This is a genomic window from Marinitoga sp. 1137, assembly GCF_001941525.1.
Classification (GTDB): domain Bacteria; phylum Thermotogota; class Thermotogae; order Petrotogales; family Petrotogaceae; genus Marinitoga; species Marinitoga piezophila.
Genome location: NZ_CP009471.1, coordinates 849,634 through 865,238, shown reverse-complemented (window position 1 = coordinate 865,238; position 15,605 = coordinate 849,634). Strand labels below are relative to the sequence as shown.

At 31.1% G+C, this 15,605-nt stretch carries 15 protein-coding genes and 2 tRNA genes; 4 read left to right on the top strand and 13 right to left on the bottom strand.

The genetic code is table 11. The features are described from left to right. Window positions 1-4: 4 nt before the first annotated feature. Together LN42_RS04285 and LN42_RS04280 are read right to left on the bottom strand one after the other, a co-directional pair. A complete protein-coding gene (locus LN42_RS04285) occupies window positions 5-1,267 on the bottom strand; it encodes a sugar ABC transporter substrate-binding protein (RefSeq protein ID WP_075780413.1) in 1,263 nt (420 codons plus the stop codon). A gap of 79 nt (window positions 1,268-1,346) precedes the next feature. Then, window positions 1,347-2,624: an SLC13 family permease gene (locus LN42_RS04280; protein WP_014296288.1), complete on the bottom strand. Its 1,278-nt coding sequence runs from the start codon at window positions 2,622-2,624 to the stop codon at window positions 1,347-1,349. 200 nt (window positions 2,625-2,824) lie between these two features. Between LN42_RS04280 and LN42_RS04275 the strand changes: the two genes are divergently transcribed. After that, the gene (locus LN42_RS04275; RefSeq protein WP_075780412.1) at window positions 2,825-4,783 is read left to right on the top strand and encodes a methyl-accepting chemotaxis protein; all 1,959 of its coding nucleotides are present in this window, start codon (window positions 2,825-2,827) and stop codon (window positions 4,781-4,783) included. A gap of 32 nt (window positions 4,784-4,815) precedes the next feature. Here the strand turns inward: LN42_RS04275 and LN42_RS04270 are convergent, their stop codons facing one another. Both LN42_RS04270 and rsmG read right to left on the bottom strand, forming a co-directional pair. Then, window positions 4,816-5,601: a biotin/lipoate A/B protein ligase family protein gene (locus LN42_RS04270; RefSeq protein WP_014296286.1), complete on the bottom strand. Its 786-nt coding sequence runs from the start codon at window positions 5,599-5,601 to the stop codon at window positions 4,816-4,818. Further along, window positions 5,598-6,305 (bottom strand): 16S rRNA (guanine(527)-N(7))-methyltransferase RsmG, encoded by a 708-nt coding sequence (rsmG, locus tag LN42_RS04265; protein ID WP_014296285.1) that lies wholly within the window; start codon window positions 6,303-6,305, stop codon window positions 5,598-5,600. The genes LN42_RS04270 and rsmG overlap by 4 nt, the downstream gene beginning before the upstream one ends. A 35-nt stretch (window positions 6,306-6,340) precedes the next feature. On the opposite strand from rsmG, the gene LN42_RS04260 reads away from it, so the two are divergent. Next, window positions 6,341-6,429 (top strand) — tRNA-Ser (locus tag LN42_RS04260). A gap of 33 nt (window positions 6,430-6,462) precedes the next feature. Here LN42_RS04260 and lepB read toward each other — a convergent pair. From lepB to LN42_RS04215, 9 genes are all read right to left on the bottom strand, one after another. Further along, the gene (lepB, locus tag LN42_RS04255) at window positions 6,463-7,398 is read right to left on the bottom strand and encodes a signal peptidase I (RefSeq protein WP_014296284.1); all 936 of its coding nucleotides are present in this window, start codon (window positions 7,396-7,398) and stop codon (window positions 6,463-6,465) included. A 2-nt stretch (window positions 7,399-7,400) separates the two neighbouring features. Next, window positions 7,401-7,748 (bottom strand): 50S ribosomal protein L19, encoded by a 348-nt coding sequence (rplS, locus tag LN42_RS04250; RefSeq protein ID WP_014296283.1) that lies wholly within the window; start codon window positions 7,746-7,748, stop codon window positions 7,401-7,403. A 30-nt stretch (window positions 7,749-7,778) separates the two neighbouring features. After that, the gene (locus LN42_RS04245) at window positions 7,779-8,342 is read right to left on the bottom strand and encodes an RNA methyltransferase (protein WP_014296282.1); all 564 of its coding nucleotides are present in this window, start codon (window positions 8,340-8,342) and stop codon (window positions 7,779-7,781) included. Next, window positions 8,332-9,096, bottom strand: coding sequence for a tRNA (guanosine(37)-N1)-methyltransferase TrmD (trmD, locus tag LN42_RS04240; protein WP_083635644.1), 765 nt, complete (start codon window positions 9,094-9,096; stop codon window positions 8,332-8,334). The genes LN42_RS04245 and trmD overlap by 11 nt, the downstream gene beginning before the upstream one ends. Continuing rightward, complete coding sequence (gene rimM / locus LN42_RS04235) at window positions 9,068-9,634, bottom strand: ribosome maturation factor RimM (RefSeq protein ID WP_014296280.1); 567 nt, start codon at window positions 9,632-9,634, stop codon at window positions 9,068-9,070. Before rimM ends, trmD begins: the two co-directional genes overlap by 29 nt. A 4-nt stretch (window positions 9,635-9,638) precedes the next feature. Then, window positions 9,639-9,869, bottom strand: coding sequence for a KH domain-containing protein (locus LN42_RS04230; protein WP_014296279.1), 231 nt, complete (start codon window positions 9,867-9,869; stop codon window positions 9,639-9,641). 19 nt (window positions 9,870-9,888) lie between these two features. Further along, on the bottom strand, window positions 9,889-10,164 hold the full coding sequence (rpsP, locus tag LN42_RS04225) for a 30S ribosomal protein S16 (RefSeq protein WP_014296278.1): 276 nt from the start codon (window positions 10,162-10,164) through the stop codon (window positions 9,889-9,891). Between the two features lie 50 nt (window positions 10,165-10,214). Beyond that, window positions 10,215-11,543: a signal recognition particle protein gene (gene ffh, locus LN42_RS04220; protein ID WP_014296277.1), complete on the bottom strand. Its 1,329-nt coding sequence runs from the start codon at window positions 11,541-11,543 to the stop codon at window positions 10,215-10,217. 449 nt (window positions 11,544-11,992) lie between these two features. Continuing rightward, window positions 11,993-13,141: a hypothetical protein gene (locus LN42_RS04215; protein WP_075780411.1), complete on the bottom strand. Its 1,149-nt coding sequence runs from the start codon at window positions 13,139-13,141 to the stop codon at window positions 11,993-11,995. A gap of 191 nt (window positions 13,142-13,332) precedes the next feature. Here LN42_RS04215 and LN42_RS04210 point away from each other — a divergent pair. Further along, window positions 13,333-13,423 (top strand) — tRNA-Ser (locus tag LN42_RS04210). Between the two features lie 39 nt (window positions 13,424-13,462). After that, window positions 13,463-15,493: an alpha-amylase family glycosyl hydrolase gene (locus tag LN42_RS04205; RefSeq protein WP_014296275.1), complete on the top strand. Its 2,031-nt coding sequence runs from the start codon at window positions 13,463-13,465 to the stop codon at window positions 15,491-15,493. Window positions 15,494-15,605 lie beyond the last annotated feature (112 nt).

Below are 15,605 nucleotides of genomic sequence, written 5' to 3'. Positions count from 1 at the left end.
TAAATTATTTTAAACCAGCCTTTTTCCAGAAATCTGTCCACATTTTTAAACATCTAACAACTGATAATTTTCCAAGCAATACCTGTTGCATAGTTTTTTCCTGATATTCATTCCATTTTCCCCAGCTTTCGTTATCAAGTGGGTATTGTGTAAATTGATAATGTTCAGAATCTTTAAACATTTCTGTCCAGCCTTCAAATACATCTGAACTGAAGTAAGAATCATATTTATATACTGATTTTAATATTGGTAATGCACCATAACTCTTGCTCCAGTATCCGTTCATCTCTGCGGAACTTACAAATTTTATAAATTTCCAAGCTAAATCCTTATGTTTGGAATATGTTGGAATTCCCCAACCAACAAAACCAAATGTAGGATAAGCTTTTCCATATTTTCCAACAGGTAGTGGAGCTGTTTTATATTGTCCAGGTTTTAACATTTCGTTGAGCATACCTGTTGTATCTGGATCCTGGAACAATAATGGAGTGATACCTGAAACAAATGAATTAACTTGTTCATCCCAACCCCAGTTAATAGCATCTTTAGGAGCTGTATCCTTATATAAACTTATATAGAAATTCAAACCTTCAATAGCTCTTGGATCTTCAAAAATAATTTTTCCACTTTTTGTCAGATACATATTATCTGGATCAATATCATCAAAGAATGATGTAACCACAAGATCTATAAATGATGTTGGGTATCCTTTACCCCTAAAATCAAAACCATATTGATTCTTTGAAGCTTCTGTCAATTTTTTTGCCATATCATACATTTCTTGCATAGTTTTTGGATAAGTGTTAAAACCGTATTTTTTAAGTATATCTGGTCTATAGAATAAAGTTTTTACATAAATACCATGAGGTAATAGATAAGGGGTATTTTTATATATGCTTGCTGCTTTTAAAACACCATCTATTAAATCACCTTTCTCAGGCCATTCATTGATATATGGAGTTAAATCTTCCAATTTGCCCATTGCAGCAAGAGTACTTAAATTCCAGTCTCCTATTTCAACAATATCAAGTGGCTGTTCTGTACTTACCATTAAATTAATTTTCTGATAAGCAGTTTCATATGGTGGGGATATTACGTTAATTTTTACACCAGGATTTAATGTTTCAAACATTTCTATAATTTTATTTAGAGTGGGTGTTCTCCAAGGACTTGAAAATGCTTCGATTAAATTTAAAACAACGGTATCTTCAGCAATTAAAAAAACGGAAGTAATTAATAATACCAATACCAAAAACAACTTTTTCATCAAAACTCCCCCTTTATGTAAAATTAGTTTCACTAATATTATACCATAACTTTACAAAAATTATAATAAAATCTAAAAACTATAAATTCATTAAAATATATAGATATAATGAGGATATTAAAAGTCCAAAAACAGCAACCTTCATTCCAATTTTCATAAAATCGAAAAACTTAATCTTTCTATCAAAGTTACTTTCAATCATCCCTACGATAACCATATTTGAAGCAGCACCACTAATAGTTCCATTTCCTCCAAAACTTGCTCCTAATGCCAATGCCCACCATAACAATTCGCTATGTGGAAATGTACCAATTAAAGAACGGATTATAGGAATAAATATTGTCACAATAGGAACTGCCCCCATAAATGCTGCCAAAAATCCGGAACTCCATAATACTATTAAGAGCAATAAATATGGATGTGAAATAAAGTTATATATTAGATTCGTTATATCCTCTATAACATGAACATCTTCTAAGGCCTTTACAATGGCAAATAGTCCAACAAAGAAAAACAACGTATCCCATTCTATTTCATGCGATATTTCGTCAAAGTCCATTTTTGATATTAATAACATAATTGCACCGCCGGTTAAAGCAATTAAGGCTGCTTCGTAATCGAGATATTCATGTATAAAGAATCCAACAATTACCAGAGCAAAAACGATTAAACCTTTCTTTAAAAGAGGATAATTTACAATAGCCTTATTAGGATCTGCTTTCATAAGATTATCCAGCTTGCTTTTTTCAACATCTTTAAGTTCTTTATGAATATTCAAAAAGTATATTATAGATAAAAAGAGAACAATAAAAGAAGGAATGGACATTACAATTAAAAATTCCAGAAAGCTTTTTCCTGAAGCGCTTCCTACGAGGATATTTGGTGGGTCACCTATCATTGTGGCTGTACCGCCAATATTTGCAGAAAATATCATAGGAAAGAGAAAGGTTTCTGGTTTAACTTCAATTTCCTGACAGATATAAATAATTACAGGAGAAAAAAGAATTAAAGTCGTTACGTTATCAAGAAAACTTGAAAGTATAGCAACTGCAAGCATTGTAAAAATAAAGATAGAAATAACATTTCCGTTGGATTTTTTGACGATGTATATAGCGATAGCCTGAAACAAACCTGTTGTTTTTAAAATTCCCACAATAATCATCATTCCAAGCAAAATTCCCAGAGTGTTAAAATCGATAAAATCACCGGCATTTGAAACCCTGAGAGTATCAGAAACCTTTACAAGTGAAATTAATAATCCCATACTAAATGCAACAACAGCTTTATTTCCCTTTCCAAAGATAATTAGATAGTAAGTAAAAAAGAAAATAATCAAAGCAATAACTTTTGGTAGCATAAAATTCCCCCTAATTTTGTGAGTTGGATTAATTTTTCCATAATTAAATTATAGGAAAATATTAACACTAAGTCAAGGGGAGGTGAATTTAAAAATTAAAATAGTTAGATATACGAATATTTGTAAAATAGAGAAAAAAATAGTATAATTTATATGTATTTCATATTTATATTCTATATAAATAAAAGGAGGATGTTGCCATGAAGATGTTTCATAGATATCTACTTTATTTTTTGATTATTGGTCTTTTACCTATTCTTGCGCTTTTTCTTGTTGTATTAAATGGAAATAAGAAAGTAATGCATTTTAATTCCCAATCACGTTATGAACTCATTGAAAGTTCAGTTTCAAGGTTTTTTCAAAATGAATTTGAACAATTATCGGATATTGCAAAGAAATATGCACTGGATATTGAATTAAAAGAAGCACTAAAAAACGAAGATAGAGAAAAGGCAAAAGAAATTCTAGTAACAGCATTTGAAACTCTGAAACCTATTGGAATAAAGGTTCTTGAAGTTGAGGATAAAAATGGAGTGGTATTTTATAGAGGACATCATCCTGGAAAATTTGGAGATAACAAAAGTGAAGTTGTAGGTGTAAAACTGGCATTACAGGGAAAAGCAAACTATGGATTTGATTTTGGAAAAAGTGGATTTGGATTAAGAACTTTTGTACCAATAATGGATAATGGAAATGTTATAGGTGTTGTTCAAACTGGAATTCCATTTTCAAAAGAATCATTGGATTTATTTAAAAAGATGCTAACAACAGATATGGCAGTTTATACAAAAGATGGGTTATATGCAACAACAAGTGATGAATTTACGCTTAATAAGGATAAAATTCTACCGATATTCAATGAAATTGGTGATAAAAAATATGAATTAATACATAGCGATAAAAAAGGAATTTCATATTTAGTATTACCTTTAAGGGAACCAAATGGTAATTTAATAGGTGTTTTAAGTGTATTAGTAGATACAAGAAAAATAGATACATTAAATTCTAAAATAAGAGGAACAATTCTATTAACCATTTTTATAACTCTAATTCTTGTAGTAATTTTTGCTTATATAGTTACAAAGGTATTGCTTAAACGAATACATCATCTCATTGAAGGCCTTGAAAGAATGTCTGAAGGCGATTTAACAGTAGAATTAATTGATCATGGTAAAGATGAAATGAGCCATGTATTTAAAAGATTGGAACAGATGATGGATAACTTTAAAAGTATGCTAAAAACAGTAATTGAAACAGGATATGAGCTTGATAGCTCTTCAGGGAAATTAATAGAAGTTGCACAAAAAACAGAGAAAAATGCTGTATTTTTCCATGATGAATCAGCAGAAATAGAAAAAAATACAAATGATGTAGCTTCAGCAATGGAAGAAATAACCTCTGGTGTTGAAGAGATAGCATCTTCTGCACAAATGGTATCAGAAAATGCTCAGGAGTTATCAGCAATTGCCAGTGAGACAATACAAAATGCAGAAGAAGGCACAAAGAGCTTAAAAGAAATAGCAGAAATTATAGAAGAAGCTGTAAATCAGTCAAAAGTTACAGAAAATAAGGTTGAAGAACTGTTGAAATTAGCGGAGAATATAGGTGAAATTGTAGAAACAATTAATACAATAACAGAGCAAACAAACCTGTTGGCATTAAATGCAGCAATTGAAGCTGCAAGGGCAGGAGAAGCAGGAAAAGGTTTTGCTGTTGTTGCTGATGAAATTAGAAAATTAGCTGAAGAAAGTAAAAAAGCAACTGAAGAGATAGCCCAGATATTATCTCATGTACAAAATGGGGTAAAGGATGTTAATGGAGCCACATTAAAAACAGTAGATATAATAAATCAAATAGAATCTGGAACTCAAAAAGTTAATGAAAACTTTGATGTAATACTTGAAAAGATCGAAATAATTAATCAAAGAGTTGAAAGCTTAACAGCAAGTTCTGAAGAGCAAAGTGCATCAACAGAAGAAATGGCTGCAGCAATGGATAAAAGTATGAAAACAATACTTGAAATATCCAATAAAATAAGTGAAATAACAAGATTCTCACTTGAACAAAAAGATGATGCAAAGGTATTAAATTCAGTCTCTCAGGAATTAAAACAGCATTCAGAAGCATTAAAAGAAAACATAAAGAAATTTAAAATATAAAAATTAAAGGCGCGGTGAATTTCACCGCGCCTTTAATCATCTAAATTAATTTCGAACTTATCAACGAGTTTTTTGGTTAATTCAATCTCAGAAGGAGATAACTCTCCAAGTACAACTTCTTCTTCAAAAACATCTTCAAACCCTTTTTTGAATGCATTTGCCATTTCTTCGCAATCTACAGTTCTTCCAATAAGCGTATTAATATCAATAACCCTTTTTTCAAGATGTTTATAAAGTTTTTCCTTTTTATCTTCAGGCATTTTAAATAGATTAACATAATCCCTTAAAGGAAAGATTTGTGGAATTGAACCATGTTGCAATACATAACTTTCATTTCTATATTGAGCACTTCCAATGAATTTCTTTTTATCTACGGTAATTTCATAAATAGATGGTGCATCATAACATGCAGGAGTGTTGTTATGATTATTCTTATTCTTTTCCATATCGCATTTTATTCCTAATTCTTCCATACTTTTAATTAATGCCTCGGCTATTACTTTATAACTACCCACAACGCTTTTTGGCAATTTGGGATGATCTATATTTGCCGCAAAGAGATAGGTTATTTCTTTGTGATGCAAAACAGCACGTCCTCCGGTGGGTCTTCTAACAAGATCGATATATTTTTTCTTTAAATAGTCAATGTCAATATCTTCTATTTTTTGAAACCTTCCAATTGAAAGCGTTGCTAAATTCCAGCTGTATAGTCTAATAGTTGTTGGCTGTACTTTTTTGCCAACGTGTTTTGCAATAGCTAAATCACAAGCCATATTCCAGGAACCCATATGATAAGTATCAATAATAAGCCTGATCATAAAATACCTCCCAAAGGTTTTCTTACAGCCATACCAACTTTTCGTGGATATTTTTTAGGCGTCTCTATTTCTTTTTTCAATATGATAAAGTATCTTTCCTTATCAAACAATTGATAATTAATTTCTTTTTCTATTTTAAATCCTATTTTTTCTGCTGCAATTTCAAGATATTTTTTTTCTTCAGTAATATATGTTGGACCTTTATATAGGAATAACATTCCACCTATCTTTAAAAGAGGCGCTGCATACTCAAGAAGTATATCGCTTCTTGAAACAGCCTTGGCAGTTGCATAATCATATTCTTCTCTATGTTCTTTGGAAAATAACTCTACACGAGAATTAACAGAATTTGCATTATTGATATTGAGAGTTTTTATAAAATATTTCACGGCATTTATTTTCTTTTCAATGCTATCGAGCAAAGTAAAATCAACATTGTTATATATAATGCTTAAAGGAATTCCAGGGATGCCACCACCTGTGCCAATATCAATCATTTTCATATTATCTTTTAATTGATAATATTTTTCAAAAGGAAAAATACTATCAATTATCAAATGTTTTGAAGCCTCTTCTTTATCTTTTATTGCTGTAAGATTAACGGGGTAATTTATTATTAACTCAATAAAGGATTCCAGCTTTTTATATGAATTTTCATTCAAGAAAATTTCATATTTTTCAAGAACTCTCAACATAAAATTCATTGACTAATACCTCCTGATGTGGTATAATAATTCTCGGAGACGTAGCCTAATTGGCTAAGGCGTCGGTCTTGAAAACCGATGGGGTTGACGCCCCGTGTGGGTTCGAGTCCCACCGTCTCCGCCAATAATAAACCGCCCTTAATGGGCGGTTTTTGGTTTATTTTACGGAGCCAAATCTGCTTAATGGCCATATTCTTAAAAAAGGTCTTCCAATGATATTTTTTCCTGGTACTATACCAAAATATCTGCTATCAAAACTTTCTGTTGTATTATCTCCCATAAAGAAATAGAATCCTTCTGGAAGTATAATCTTAACATGGCCGTTTTCTTCAATGAAATATTTATTATAGTCTATTTTTGCAAGATATTTTTCATAATATGCAGTGTAATCTAACGTTTTATTGTAATATCTAAAAGCACCAAGATCAAACATAGGCTTTCTTAATTCAGTGAACTCACGATATATATCGCTGCTATATCTTTCAGGATATGCCATATATTTATAATAATTCTTTGAGGCAAAAATACCGTCTATATAATAATATCTGTTTTCAAATCCTTCTGGAATCTTTCCATTAACATATAATCTTGCCACTGAATCTTTTACACTTTTTGGAACTTTGTCGGCACCGCCATAATAATTTATAATCTTTTCCAGCCAATATGGGAGTTGAAAATCTTTATCATTTTTTATTTTTTCCCATATTTCAGTATCAGGAATTAATTCTAATGTATCTCCTGGAGTACCTACAAGCCTTTTTACATATTTTACATGACCATTAAATTCCTTTGGAGCAAATGAATCCATAAATTTATCAAATGGACCAAGTTTTTTTTCTGCACTTTTATCAACAAAAGGTGTCCAGAAAACTATTATATCTCCTTTTTGAGGTTCTTTATAATCATATGTAATTTTTTCAATGAATAAACGGTCCAACTCCTTTATGGTAGGCACCATAGAAGGAGTTGGAACCATCATTGTTTCAAATACAAATAAACGTATAATTGTTCCGAATATTACCGCATATATGAGTGCATTAATCCACTCATAGGTTTCCTTTTTTATTTTTTTCTTTAAATCGTCGTTAGGCAAGATCAGTCCCTTCTCTCCTTGATCTTAATCTTACCTCTGATATTTCTTAAGTAGTAAAGTTTTGCTCTTCTTACTTTACCTTTTCTTACAACCTGAATCTTTTCAATTGCTGGTGAGTGCATTGGGAATATTCTTTCAACACCTATACCGTTAGCTCCAATTCTTCTAACAGTGAATGTTTTTCCCATTCCGCCACCTTTGATTTTTATAACAATGCCTTCATAAGCCTGTACTCTTTCTCTTCCGCCTTCAACAACTTTAACATAAACTCTTACTGTATCTCCTGGTCTGAATTCTGGAATGTCTTCTCTTATATATTCTTTTTCAATGGCTCTGATATACTGATCCATGTTAAACCCTCCTTGAGTATATTTTTATTCTTATTTTTCACCAAATAATCTATCAAGGGTTATAGCTACAGCTGCTCTAACAGATAAATGATTAAATTCTGCATTTCCCCTGATAGGTTCAAGTTCGTAGTCACAAATTAACCTGATTTCCTCTGGCATGCCCCAACCAGTTCCAAATAGTATTAAATGCGGTTCATCATTATTAAATATTATCTCACTAATTTCTTTAAAACTCTTTGTTCTTTCTCTGATCTTTGCTGAAGTAAATATAAGCTTTGGCTTTTTACCTTCTATTTTTTCTATATCTTCTATTACATCTTCGAGATATCCTTTTAGCTTTACAATAGATAAAGCGTCATGTCTGTTAGGATTATATTGTTTTCCAAAACCCTCTGTCCAATATTTTAGAACATTTTTTACTATTTGTTGTTGAGCTGGTAGGTTTGAAACTACATAATAATTTTTAATATTATATGTTCTTGAAGACCTTGCTATATCGTGGATATCAAGGTTTGTAATAGCTGTTGAGATGATCTGGCCTTCACGTCCTAATATAGGATAATGAATTAAAGCTACATAAACATTATTTCTCATTAGAAATCAGCTCCCTGATTATATTAACAAGAACCCTTTTTTCAAATTCATCAAGGTCATGTTTTATAAATAAATCCGGTCTTTTTAAAATTGTTCTTAATAGACTTTCCTTTTTTCTATATTCGTCAATCTTTTTGTGATTTCCGCTTAATAAAACTTCGGGAACTTCCATGCCTCTATAATTACGGGGTTTTGTATAATGGGGATGATCGAGTAAAGTATTGTAGAAAGAATCATTCTTAACGCTTTCTATATCCCCAACAACACCCGGTACAAAACGCAATAATGCATCAATCATCAACATTGCTGGAAGCTCTCCACCAGTTACGACGAAATCGCCTATTGAAAGTTCTTCATCAACTATATTCATAACTCTTTCATCAATACCTTCATATCTTCCACAAAAAAACACTAAATTCTTTTTTTGTGCTAATCTTTCTGCATCACCAGTATCAAAATGTTTTCCTTGCGGTGAAGTTAAAATGACATATGGTTTTGTTCCTTTTTCTTCGATGTATTTATCGTAAAATTCAAAGAATGGTTCTGGTTTCATTACCATTCCAGGACCGCCACCATATGCATATAAATCAGTTACTTTATGTTTATCTTTTGTATAGTCCCTTAAATTATGTGCCTTGAAATGTACTATCTCATCCCTTATAGCCCTTGAAATAACTCCAAAGTCAGTTAGTGCTTTAAACATATCAGGGAAGATAGTAACAACATCAATCTCTATCTTCGGTATCATCTTCATACCATTCCAATCTCTTTACTGTAATATCATCTTTTTCTTTATTAAAAGAAATGAGATTTTCTTTTAATAAAGGATATAAGGTTTCGTCTTTTTCATATTTGTTTATTTGATTTTCAATGATCAAAACCTCATTGGCACCTGTTTCGAGAATATCCTTTATTTTTCCAATATATTCTCCATCTTCATAATAAACATTCTTGCCAAGAAGTTCAAAATAATAGAATTCATCATCATTTAATTCCGGTAATTCGTTTTTATTTATATATATTACAAAATCCTTATATCTTTGTGCGCTGGCTATATTTTCCACACCAGCAATCCTGATAATATACAGTTTATTTGCTTTTTTTATTTCGGTTATCTTTGCATACAGAAATTTTCTTGTTTTAGGATTGTATAATAATACATCTGTTAAATTTTCAAACAAACTTTCCTCATTTGATAGAGGAAATAATTTCATTCTTCCATCTAATCCATGAGTATTGGATATTTCACCAATAGCTATTCTATCCTTCAAGAGGTCTTCTAACCTCTTCATCTTATCACCTGATTACCTTTAAAAGGAATTTAGTGTTTTCGTCCTTTTTAGCAGCTGTTAATAATGTATTTATTGATTTAATAGTTCTTCCGTCTTTACCTATAATTTGTCCAACATCTGCTGGATCTGTATGTATTTCAAATATTATTTCATCACCGTTTTTTGATTCAGTAATCTTAACAGCGTCAGGATTTTTTACTATTCCTTTAATTATGGTTTCTAATAATTCTTTCATTTATATGCCTCCTGTGGCATTAAGCTTTCTTTTCAAATTTTATTTCGTGTACCTTTTTCATTACTCCAGCTTTTGATAATATTGATCTTGCTGTTTCTGTTGGTTGTGCACCTTTTAAAATCCATTCTACAGCTTTATCAACATCAACTTTGAAAGTGTCGTTTTCTCTTAGTGGATCATAAAATCCTAATGATTCAATATACTTTCCACTTCTTTTTTCCCTTGAATCAACTACTACAATTCTGTAAAAAGGTCTATGTCTTCTTCCCATCCTGTTCAATCTTATCTTTACCATGCTAAAAATACACCTCCTGAGTTTTTTAGTTTTTTATTTTAATTTTCTAATTAAAATCCAAATGGCATTTTTCCAAATAAAGACTTTTTATTTTTCATCTTTTTTACCTGCTTCATCATCTTTTTCATCTGTTCATAAGATTTAAGAAGCTTATTTATGTCCTGTAAAGTAGTTCCGCTACCTTTTGCAATTCTCTGTTTTCTTGAATAATTTATAATTCTTGGCTTTCTTCTTTCCTCTTTTGTCATAGAATTTATTATAGCTTCAATCTTTTTCAATTCTTCTTCACCTTTGTTAAAATCTATACCTTCTTTTGGAATTCCTGGTATCATTTCAAGAATTTTTGAAAGAGGACCTAATTTTCTTATTTGTTGAATCTGTTCAAGAAAATCATTTAAATCAAATTTTCCTTCAAGAAACTTATTAGCAGCCTCTTCAGCCTTTTCTTTATCAATTTCAGTTTCAACCTTTTCAATTAATGAAAGAACATCACCCATTCCAAGAATTCTACTTGCATATCTATCTGGATAGAAGAGTTCAAGGTCATCAACCTTTTCACCAACACCAACAAATTTAATAGGTTTGTTAGTTATCTGTCTAATGGAAATGATAACCCCGCCTCTTGCGTCACCGTCAAGTTTAGTGACAATAAATCCATCTAATTCAAGCCTATCATTGAATTCTTTTGCGGAATTAACAGCATCCTGACCAATCATTGCATCTACAACCATTAAGATTTCATCAGGTTCAACGAGTTTTTTTATTTCAACTAATTCATTCATCATTTCCTCGTCTATATGTAATCGACCGGCAGTATCAAGTATTACAATATCATGCAACAATTTTTCTGCATAGTCCATAGCTTCTTTAACTATATTTACAGCATTCTTTCTATCGCCGGTAAATACAGGAACACCAATGCTTTCGCCTAACTGTACTAATTGATCAATAGCTGCGGGTCTGTAAGTATCAGCAGCAACAAGTAAAGGGGACTTTCCCTGTTTTTTAAAATATTTAGCAAGTTTTGCTGCATGTGTAGTTTTACCGCTTCCCTGAAGCCCTACAAGCATTATATAACCAGGTCTTTTTGAAATATTTAACTTTGGTTTTTCATTTCCACCCATTAATTCGATTAATTCATCTCTAACAATTCTTATAAATTCCTGGTCAGGGGTTAAACTTTCAAGAACTTCTTTACCAAGAGCTTTTTCTTTTACTCTTTCGACAAAGTCCTTTACAACCTTATAATTAACATCCGCCTCAAGAAGAGACATTTTTACTTCTCTAACAGCATCTTTTATATTTTTTTCTGATAATTTTCCCTGTCCTTTTAAGTTTTTAAAAGCTTTTGATAATTTTTTTTGTATGCTATCAAACAAAACAGACACCTCCGGCGGATTACTTATAAATCTATAAAAAATAAAAAAATATCGTAGATTATAGCTCCATCCCCTTTTTGCTATAATCTTTTATTAGTTTAGATATAATCCTTGTTTAATGAATTAACATAAAAAATACATGTCTAGTATACTATAAAAATTCTTTTTTTTCATGAATTCTATTGAACAAAATGTGAGAACCTGGAAAATTTAATGTTACAATTTGATTTCTATAATAGAAAGAAAAATTTAATTCATTCTCAATGAAGTATTTACATTTAAAAGAGGTATAATTAAAAAAATCCATCTCCCTAACCTCTGAGAGATGGATACTTGAAATTTTAAGAACTATTATTGACTCTCTGGAAGGAATTTCCATAACATTATTGATATTTTTTATTTTTGCTTTAATAGCTTTTGTAATTACGAAAGCTTTTGAAAATAAAAAATCAGAAAATTAGCACATATAAAAGATGAGTAATAAACCCGGCAAGTATACCGGCGATTGTATGAGAAAGAATAGCTTTACTTGCAAGTTTTCTTGCTTTTAAAGAATCCATCATTGCAATATGTGTTGAAAGATAGCCGCTCCATGTCATTCCTATTGAGGTTAAAACCGCAATATCATTTGCGGTTATGGAGTTTGATTCAATAAATCTTGGCACTAAAGCCAATGCGGCACCTGTTGAACCAAGAGATGTCAAAGGAAATGCGATTAACTTTGGTGATTTAAATCCAAAAAGGAAATTTAGTATAAATTCCAATCTTTCGCCAATCCACTGTAAAACAGGAACACCTTCATAAGGCAAACCTTGATATCCAATTGAAGGATCTTTTGGACCGTTTGTGAACATCATAACCATTGTACTTATAATTAAAACGCCAGGTATTATAGAAAGTCCAAGATCAACCCCAACTTTTCCACCTTCAAGCAAAGCATCTATTAAACGTGAAACATAACCACCTTTTGTTGCATTCCAGTAATTTACATTTTCCGTTCCGCTAAAACTTTCACTATTTTTATAATATTTTTTAGTATAAATTGAAAAAATTCTTACACTTATAATACTTCCAATTACAGCGCCCAAATTCCCTAATAATACAGGACCTACAAGATTTGTTCCCATATTAGAAGATTGAGCAATCATAAATGTAGTAACTATTAAACCCATTCCAAAAGAAGTCCCTAAATTACATAATAAGGGAATCTGCCATTTTTCAAAATACTTTACAAATTGCTTATCCTGGGCAAGGGATAAAATAGCTGGATTGTCAGATAGATATGTTGTTAAAATTCCAAGTGAAGCTGCACCTGGAAGGTTGTAAAGAGGGCGCATTAATTTTGATAATAATTTATTCAATAGATATACAACGCCAAATTCTGAAAGGATGTTACCAAAAGCGCTTGTTAAAACAGCAACTGCCATAATAAAGAAAACAGTATTCAACAATAGATCATGTGCTGTAGACATTAGAGTTTTAAAAAAGTTGCTAACCCCCATAATATTCATTACAGGAATAAAAATGATAAGGGAAATAATAACAAAAAGTATGGGTTCTAAAAGATTGGTTTTTTGAACAATTTCTTTTTCTTCCATTTTATTCCTCCATATCTATTGAATTATTAAACAAATTATATTATAATAAATATGAAGTTTTTTTCAAACATTAAAAAAGGCAATTTTAAGTTTTCGATGCTAATTATTTATGATATAAGGCAATTAACATTTTAAATTTAATTATACCTTCAAATATAAATAACTTATTTCTGATATAATATAAATGTAACGGAGGCGTGTTCCGAATTGGCTAAGGAGCCGGTCTCGAAAACCGGTGAGGATAATATCCTCGTGTGGGTTCGAGTCCCACCGCCTCCGCCATTTTTTTATATATTCAAATTTTTATTGGGAGGGTTTATGATGAAAAATTTAAAGAATCTTTATCTTTTTTTAAAGGAAAAAATAGATTCGGGAAAGACAAATTATGCCATACCAAAAAGATGGATGCCTGATGATTATGAAGGAATTGTGAAAATCAGGGGGAGAAAGTTTGTAGTAAATCCTTATGAATATTTTTCAAGAGTAATTGAAAAAATTATGAAAAATGCAGATGAGAATATTGATTATTCAAAACCATTATCTTTAGTAACAGGAGAAAAATCCAGCGAATGGATAAAAAAAGCCATAGTATATAGTGCTCATGTAAGAATGACAACAGCATATCAACATAATGCAGATGCCCCATTTTTTATGCCTGTTGATGATTTAGGATTTAAAGAAAGTGGAACATTTTTAAAGATGATAGCGCTGCTGCCATATTTAAAACAATACAATGTAGATGCCATATATTTATTGCCAATTACACAATCAAGCAATAAATTTAAAAAAGGTGAAGTAGGTTCTCCATATGCAGTAAAGAGTTTTCATCACGTTGAAAAGGATTATCATGATCCTATTCTTGAAAAATTCAATGCAGATGAGGAATTTGCAGCCTTTGTTGAAGCAGCGCATATGTATGGCATGAGAGTTATACTTGACTTTATTCCAAGAACAGCTGCGAGGGATAATGATTTAATACTTGAACATCCAGATTGGTTCTATTGGATTGATATAAAGGAATTATCCTCATACGGACCACCAAAAATCGAAGGATTGGATTTTGAACAACCGTCAGCTGAAAATTTGCCTGTATTATATTCAAATGAAGAAGTAAAAAGGCATTTAAAGAAATTTAGATGGGCACCGAATATTACAGACCCGCAAAAATGGGAAAATTTTGTAAAGAAAAACAAAAATAATCCAGATTTTCTTGAAGAAATAGTAAGAGAATTTAAGGTTATTACAGTTCCAGGTTTTTCTGACTGGATAAATGATCCACAACCAACATGGGATGATGTTACATTCTTAAGATTATTTATGAGTCATCCAGAAGAATCAGAAAAATATCTTGAAAATCCGCAGGAACAACCACCATATGTGTTATATGACGTTGTGAAATCCAGCAAATTTCCTGGAAAAGAAATAAATTCGGGATTATGGGAAATGATTTCCAATATAATGCCATATTTCCAGAAAAATTTTGGTATAGATGGCGCAAGACTTGATATGGGACATGCACTTCCAAAAGAATTAGAACATCAGATTATATCAAATGCGAAAAATTATGATCCTTCATTTGCAATAATAGCAGAAGAATTATCAATGGATAATCATATAAAGGCAAAAAATAGCGGATATGATGCGATTCTTGGGAATACATGGTGGGCAGAGCCAAGACATAAAGAAAGCTGGTTTATAAAAACAACAAGAGATATAATGCCAGCATTATCTGTTCCATCATTTGCAACAGCGGAAACACCTGATTCTCCAAGGGCAGTAACAAGAGATGGCGGAGAATTATTCTCAAAACTTTCTGCAGTTGTTAATACATTTATGCCAAATGGAATAACATTTATAAATTCAGGAAGCGAAATTTTTGAAAAACAGCCAATGAATTTAGGGCTTGACTTTGAGAAACCAGAAGAAGAAAGATTTAAATACTTAGAACCTACAGATCAATTCTATGGAAAACTTGCGTTCTTTGATTATTATGCACTTCACTGGGATACAGACAGGCATATGGTAAGATTGCTTGTGGCATTGGGAAAAATAAAGAAAGAACATGCAGATTTAATTGCAAATATATCCAACTTCAGATATACCGATCATATGGATAAAGTATTTTCAATATTCTATTGGGATGGAAATAAAGGATTATTAATACCTGTAAACCTTAATTTTGATAAGTCTGTAAATTTTGCATATGATTTAGGGTATCATACATGGCGAGGACATCATAAAATAAGCCTTTTACTGGAAAATTATAGGCGCTGTGAATTCAAATGGGATGAAGGGGCATGGTTGAATATAACATTAAATCCAGGAGAAGCTAAAATATATCTTGTTGAATAACAATAAAAACGGACCAGCAACGGTCCGTTTTTATTACAATTTCAGAATCTATATTTATCTTGACTTTTTTATTTGTATGTGATATACTTTATGTGTAATTACACATCATACA

Bases quoted from the DNA above. Each gene is read 5' to 3' on its own strand.
- LN42_RS04285 (WP_075780413.1), bottom strand. From the start codon at position 1,267: ATGAAAAAGTTGTTTTTGGTATTGGTATTATTAATTACTTCCGTTTTT.
- LN42_RS04280 (WP_014296288.1), bottom strand. From the start codon at position 2,624: ATGCTACCAAAAGTTATTGCTTTGATTATTTTCTTTTTTACTTACTAT.
- LN42_RS04275 (WP_075780412.1), top strand. From the start codon at position 2,825: ATGAAGATGTTTCATAGATATCTACTTTATTTTTTGATTATTGGTCTT.
- LN42_RS04270 (WP_014296286.1), bottom strand. From the start codon at position 5,601: ATGATCAGGCTTATTATTGATACTTATCATATGGGTTCCTGGAATATG.
- rsmG (WP_014296285.1), bottom strand. From the start codon at position 6,305: ATGAATTTTATGTTGAGAGTTCTTGAAAAATATGAAATTTTCTTGAAT.
- rplS (WP_014296283.1), bottom strand. From the start codon at position 7,748: ATGGATCAGTATATCAGAGCCATTGAAAAAGAATATATAAGAGAAGAC.
- LN42_RS04245 (WP_014296282.1), bottom strand. From the start codon at position 8,342: ATGAGAAATAATGTTTATGTAGCTTTAATTCATTATCCTATATTAGGA.
- trmD (WP_083635644.1), bottom strand. From the start codon at position 9,096: ATGAAGATGATACCGAAGATAGAGATTGATGTTGTTACTATCTTCCCT.
- rimM (WP_014296280.1), bottom strand. From the start codon at position 9,634: ATGAAGAGGTTAGAAGACCTCTTGAAGGATAGAATAGCTATTGGTGAA.
- LN42_RS04230 (WP_014296279.1), bottom strand. From the start codon at position 9,869: ATGAAAGAATTATTAGAAACCATAATTAAAGGAATAGTAAAAAATCCT.
- rpsP (WP_014296278.1), bottom strand. From the start codon at position 10,164: ATGGTAAAGATAAGATTGAACAGGATGGGAAGAAGACATAGACCTTTT.
- LN42_RS04215 (WP_075780411.1), bottom strand. From the start codon at position 13,141: ATGGAAGAAAAAGAAATTGTTCAAAAAACCAATCTTTTAGAACCCATA.
- LN42_RS04205 (WP_014296275.1), top strand. From the start codon at position 13,463: ATGAAAAATTTAAAGAATCTTTATCTTTTTTTAAAGGAAAAAATAGAT.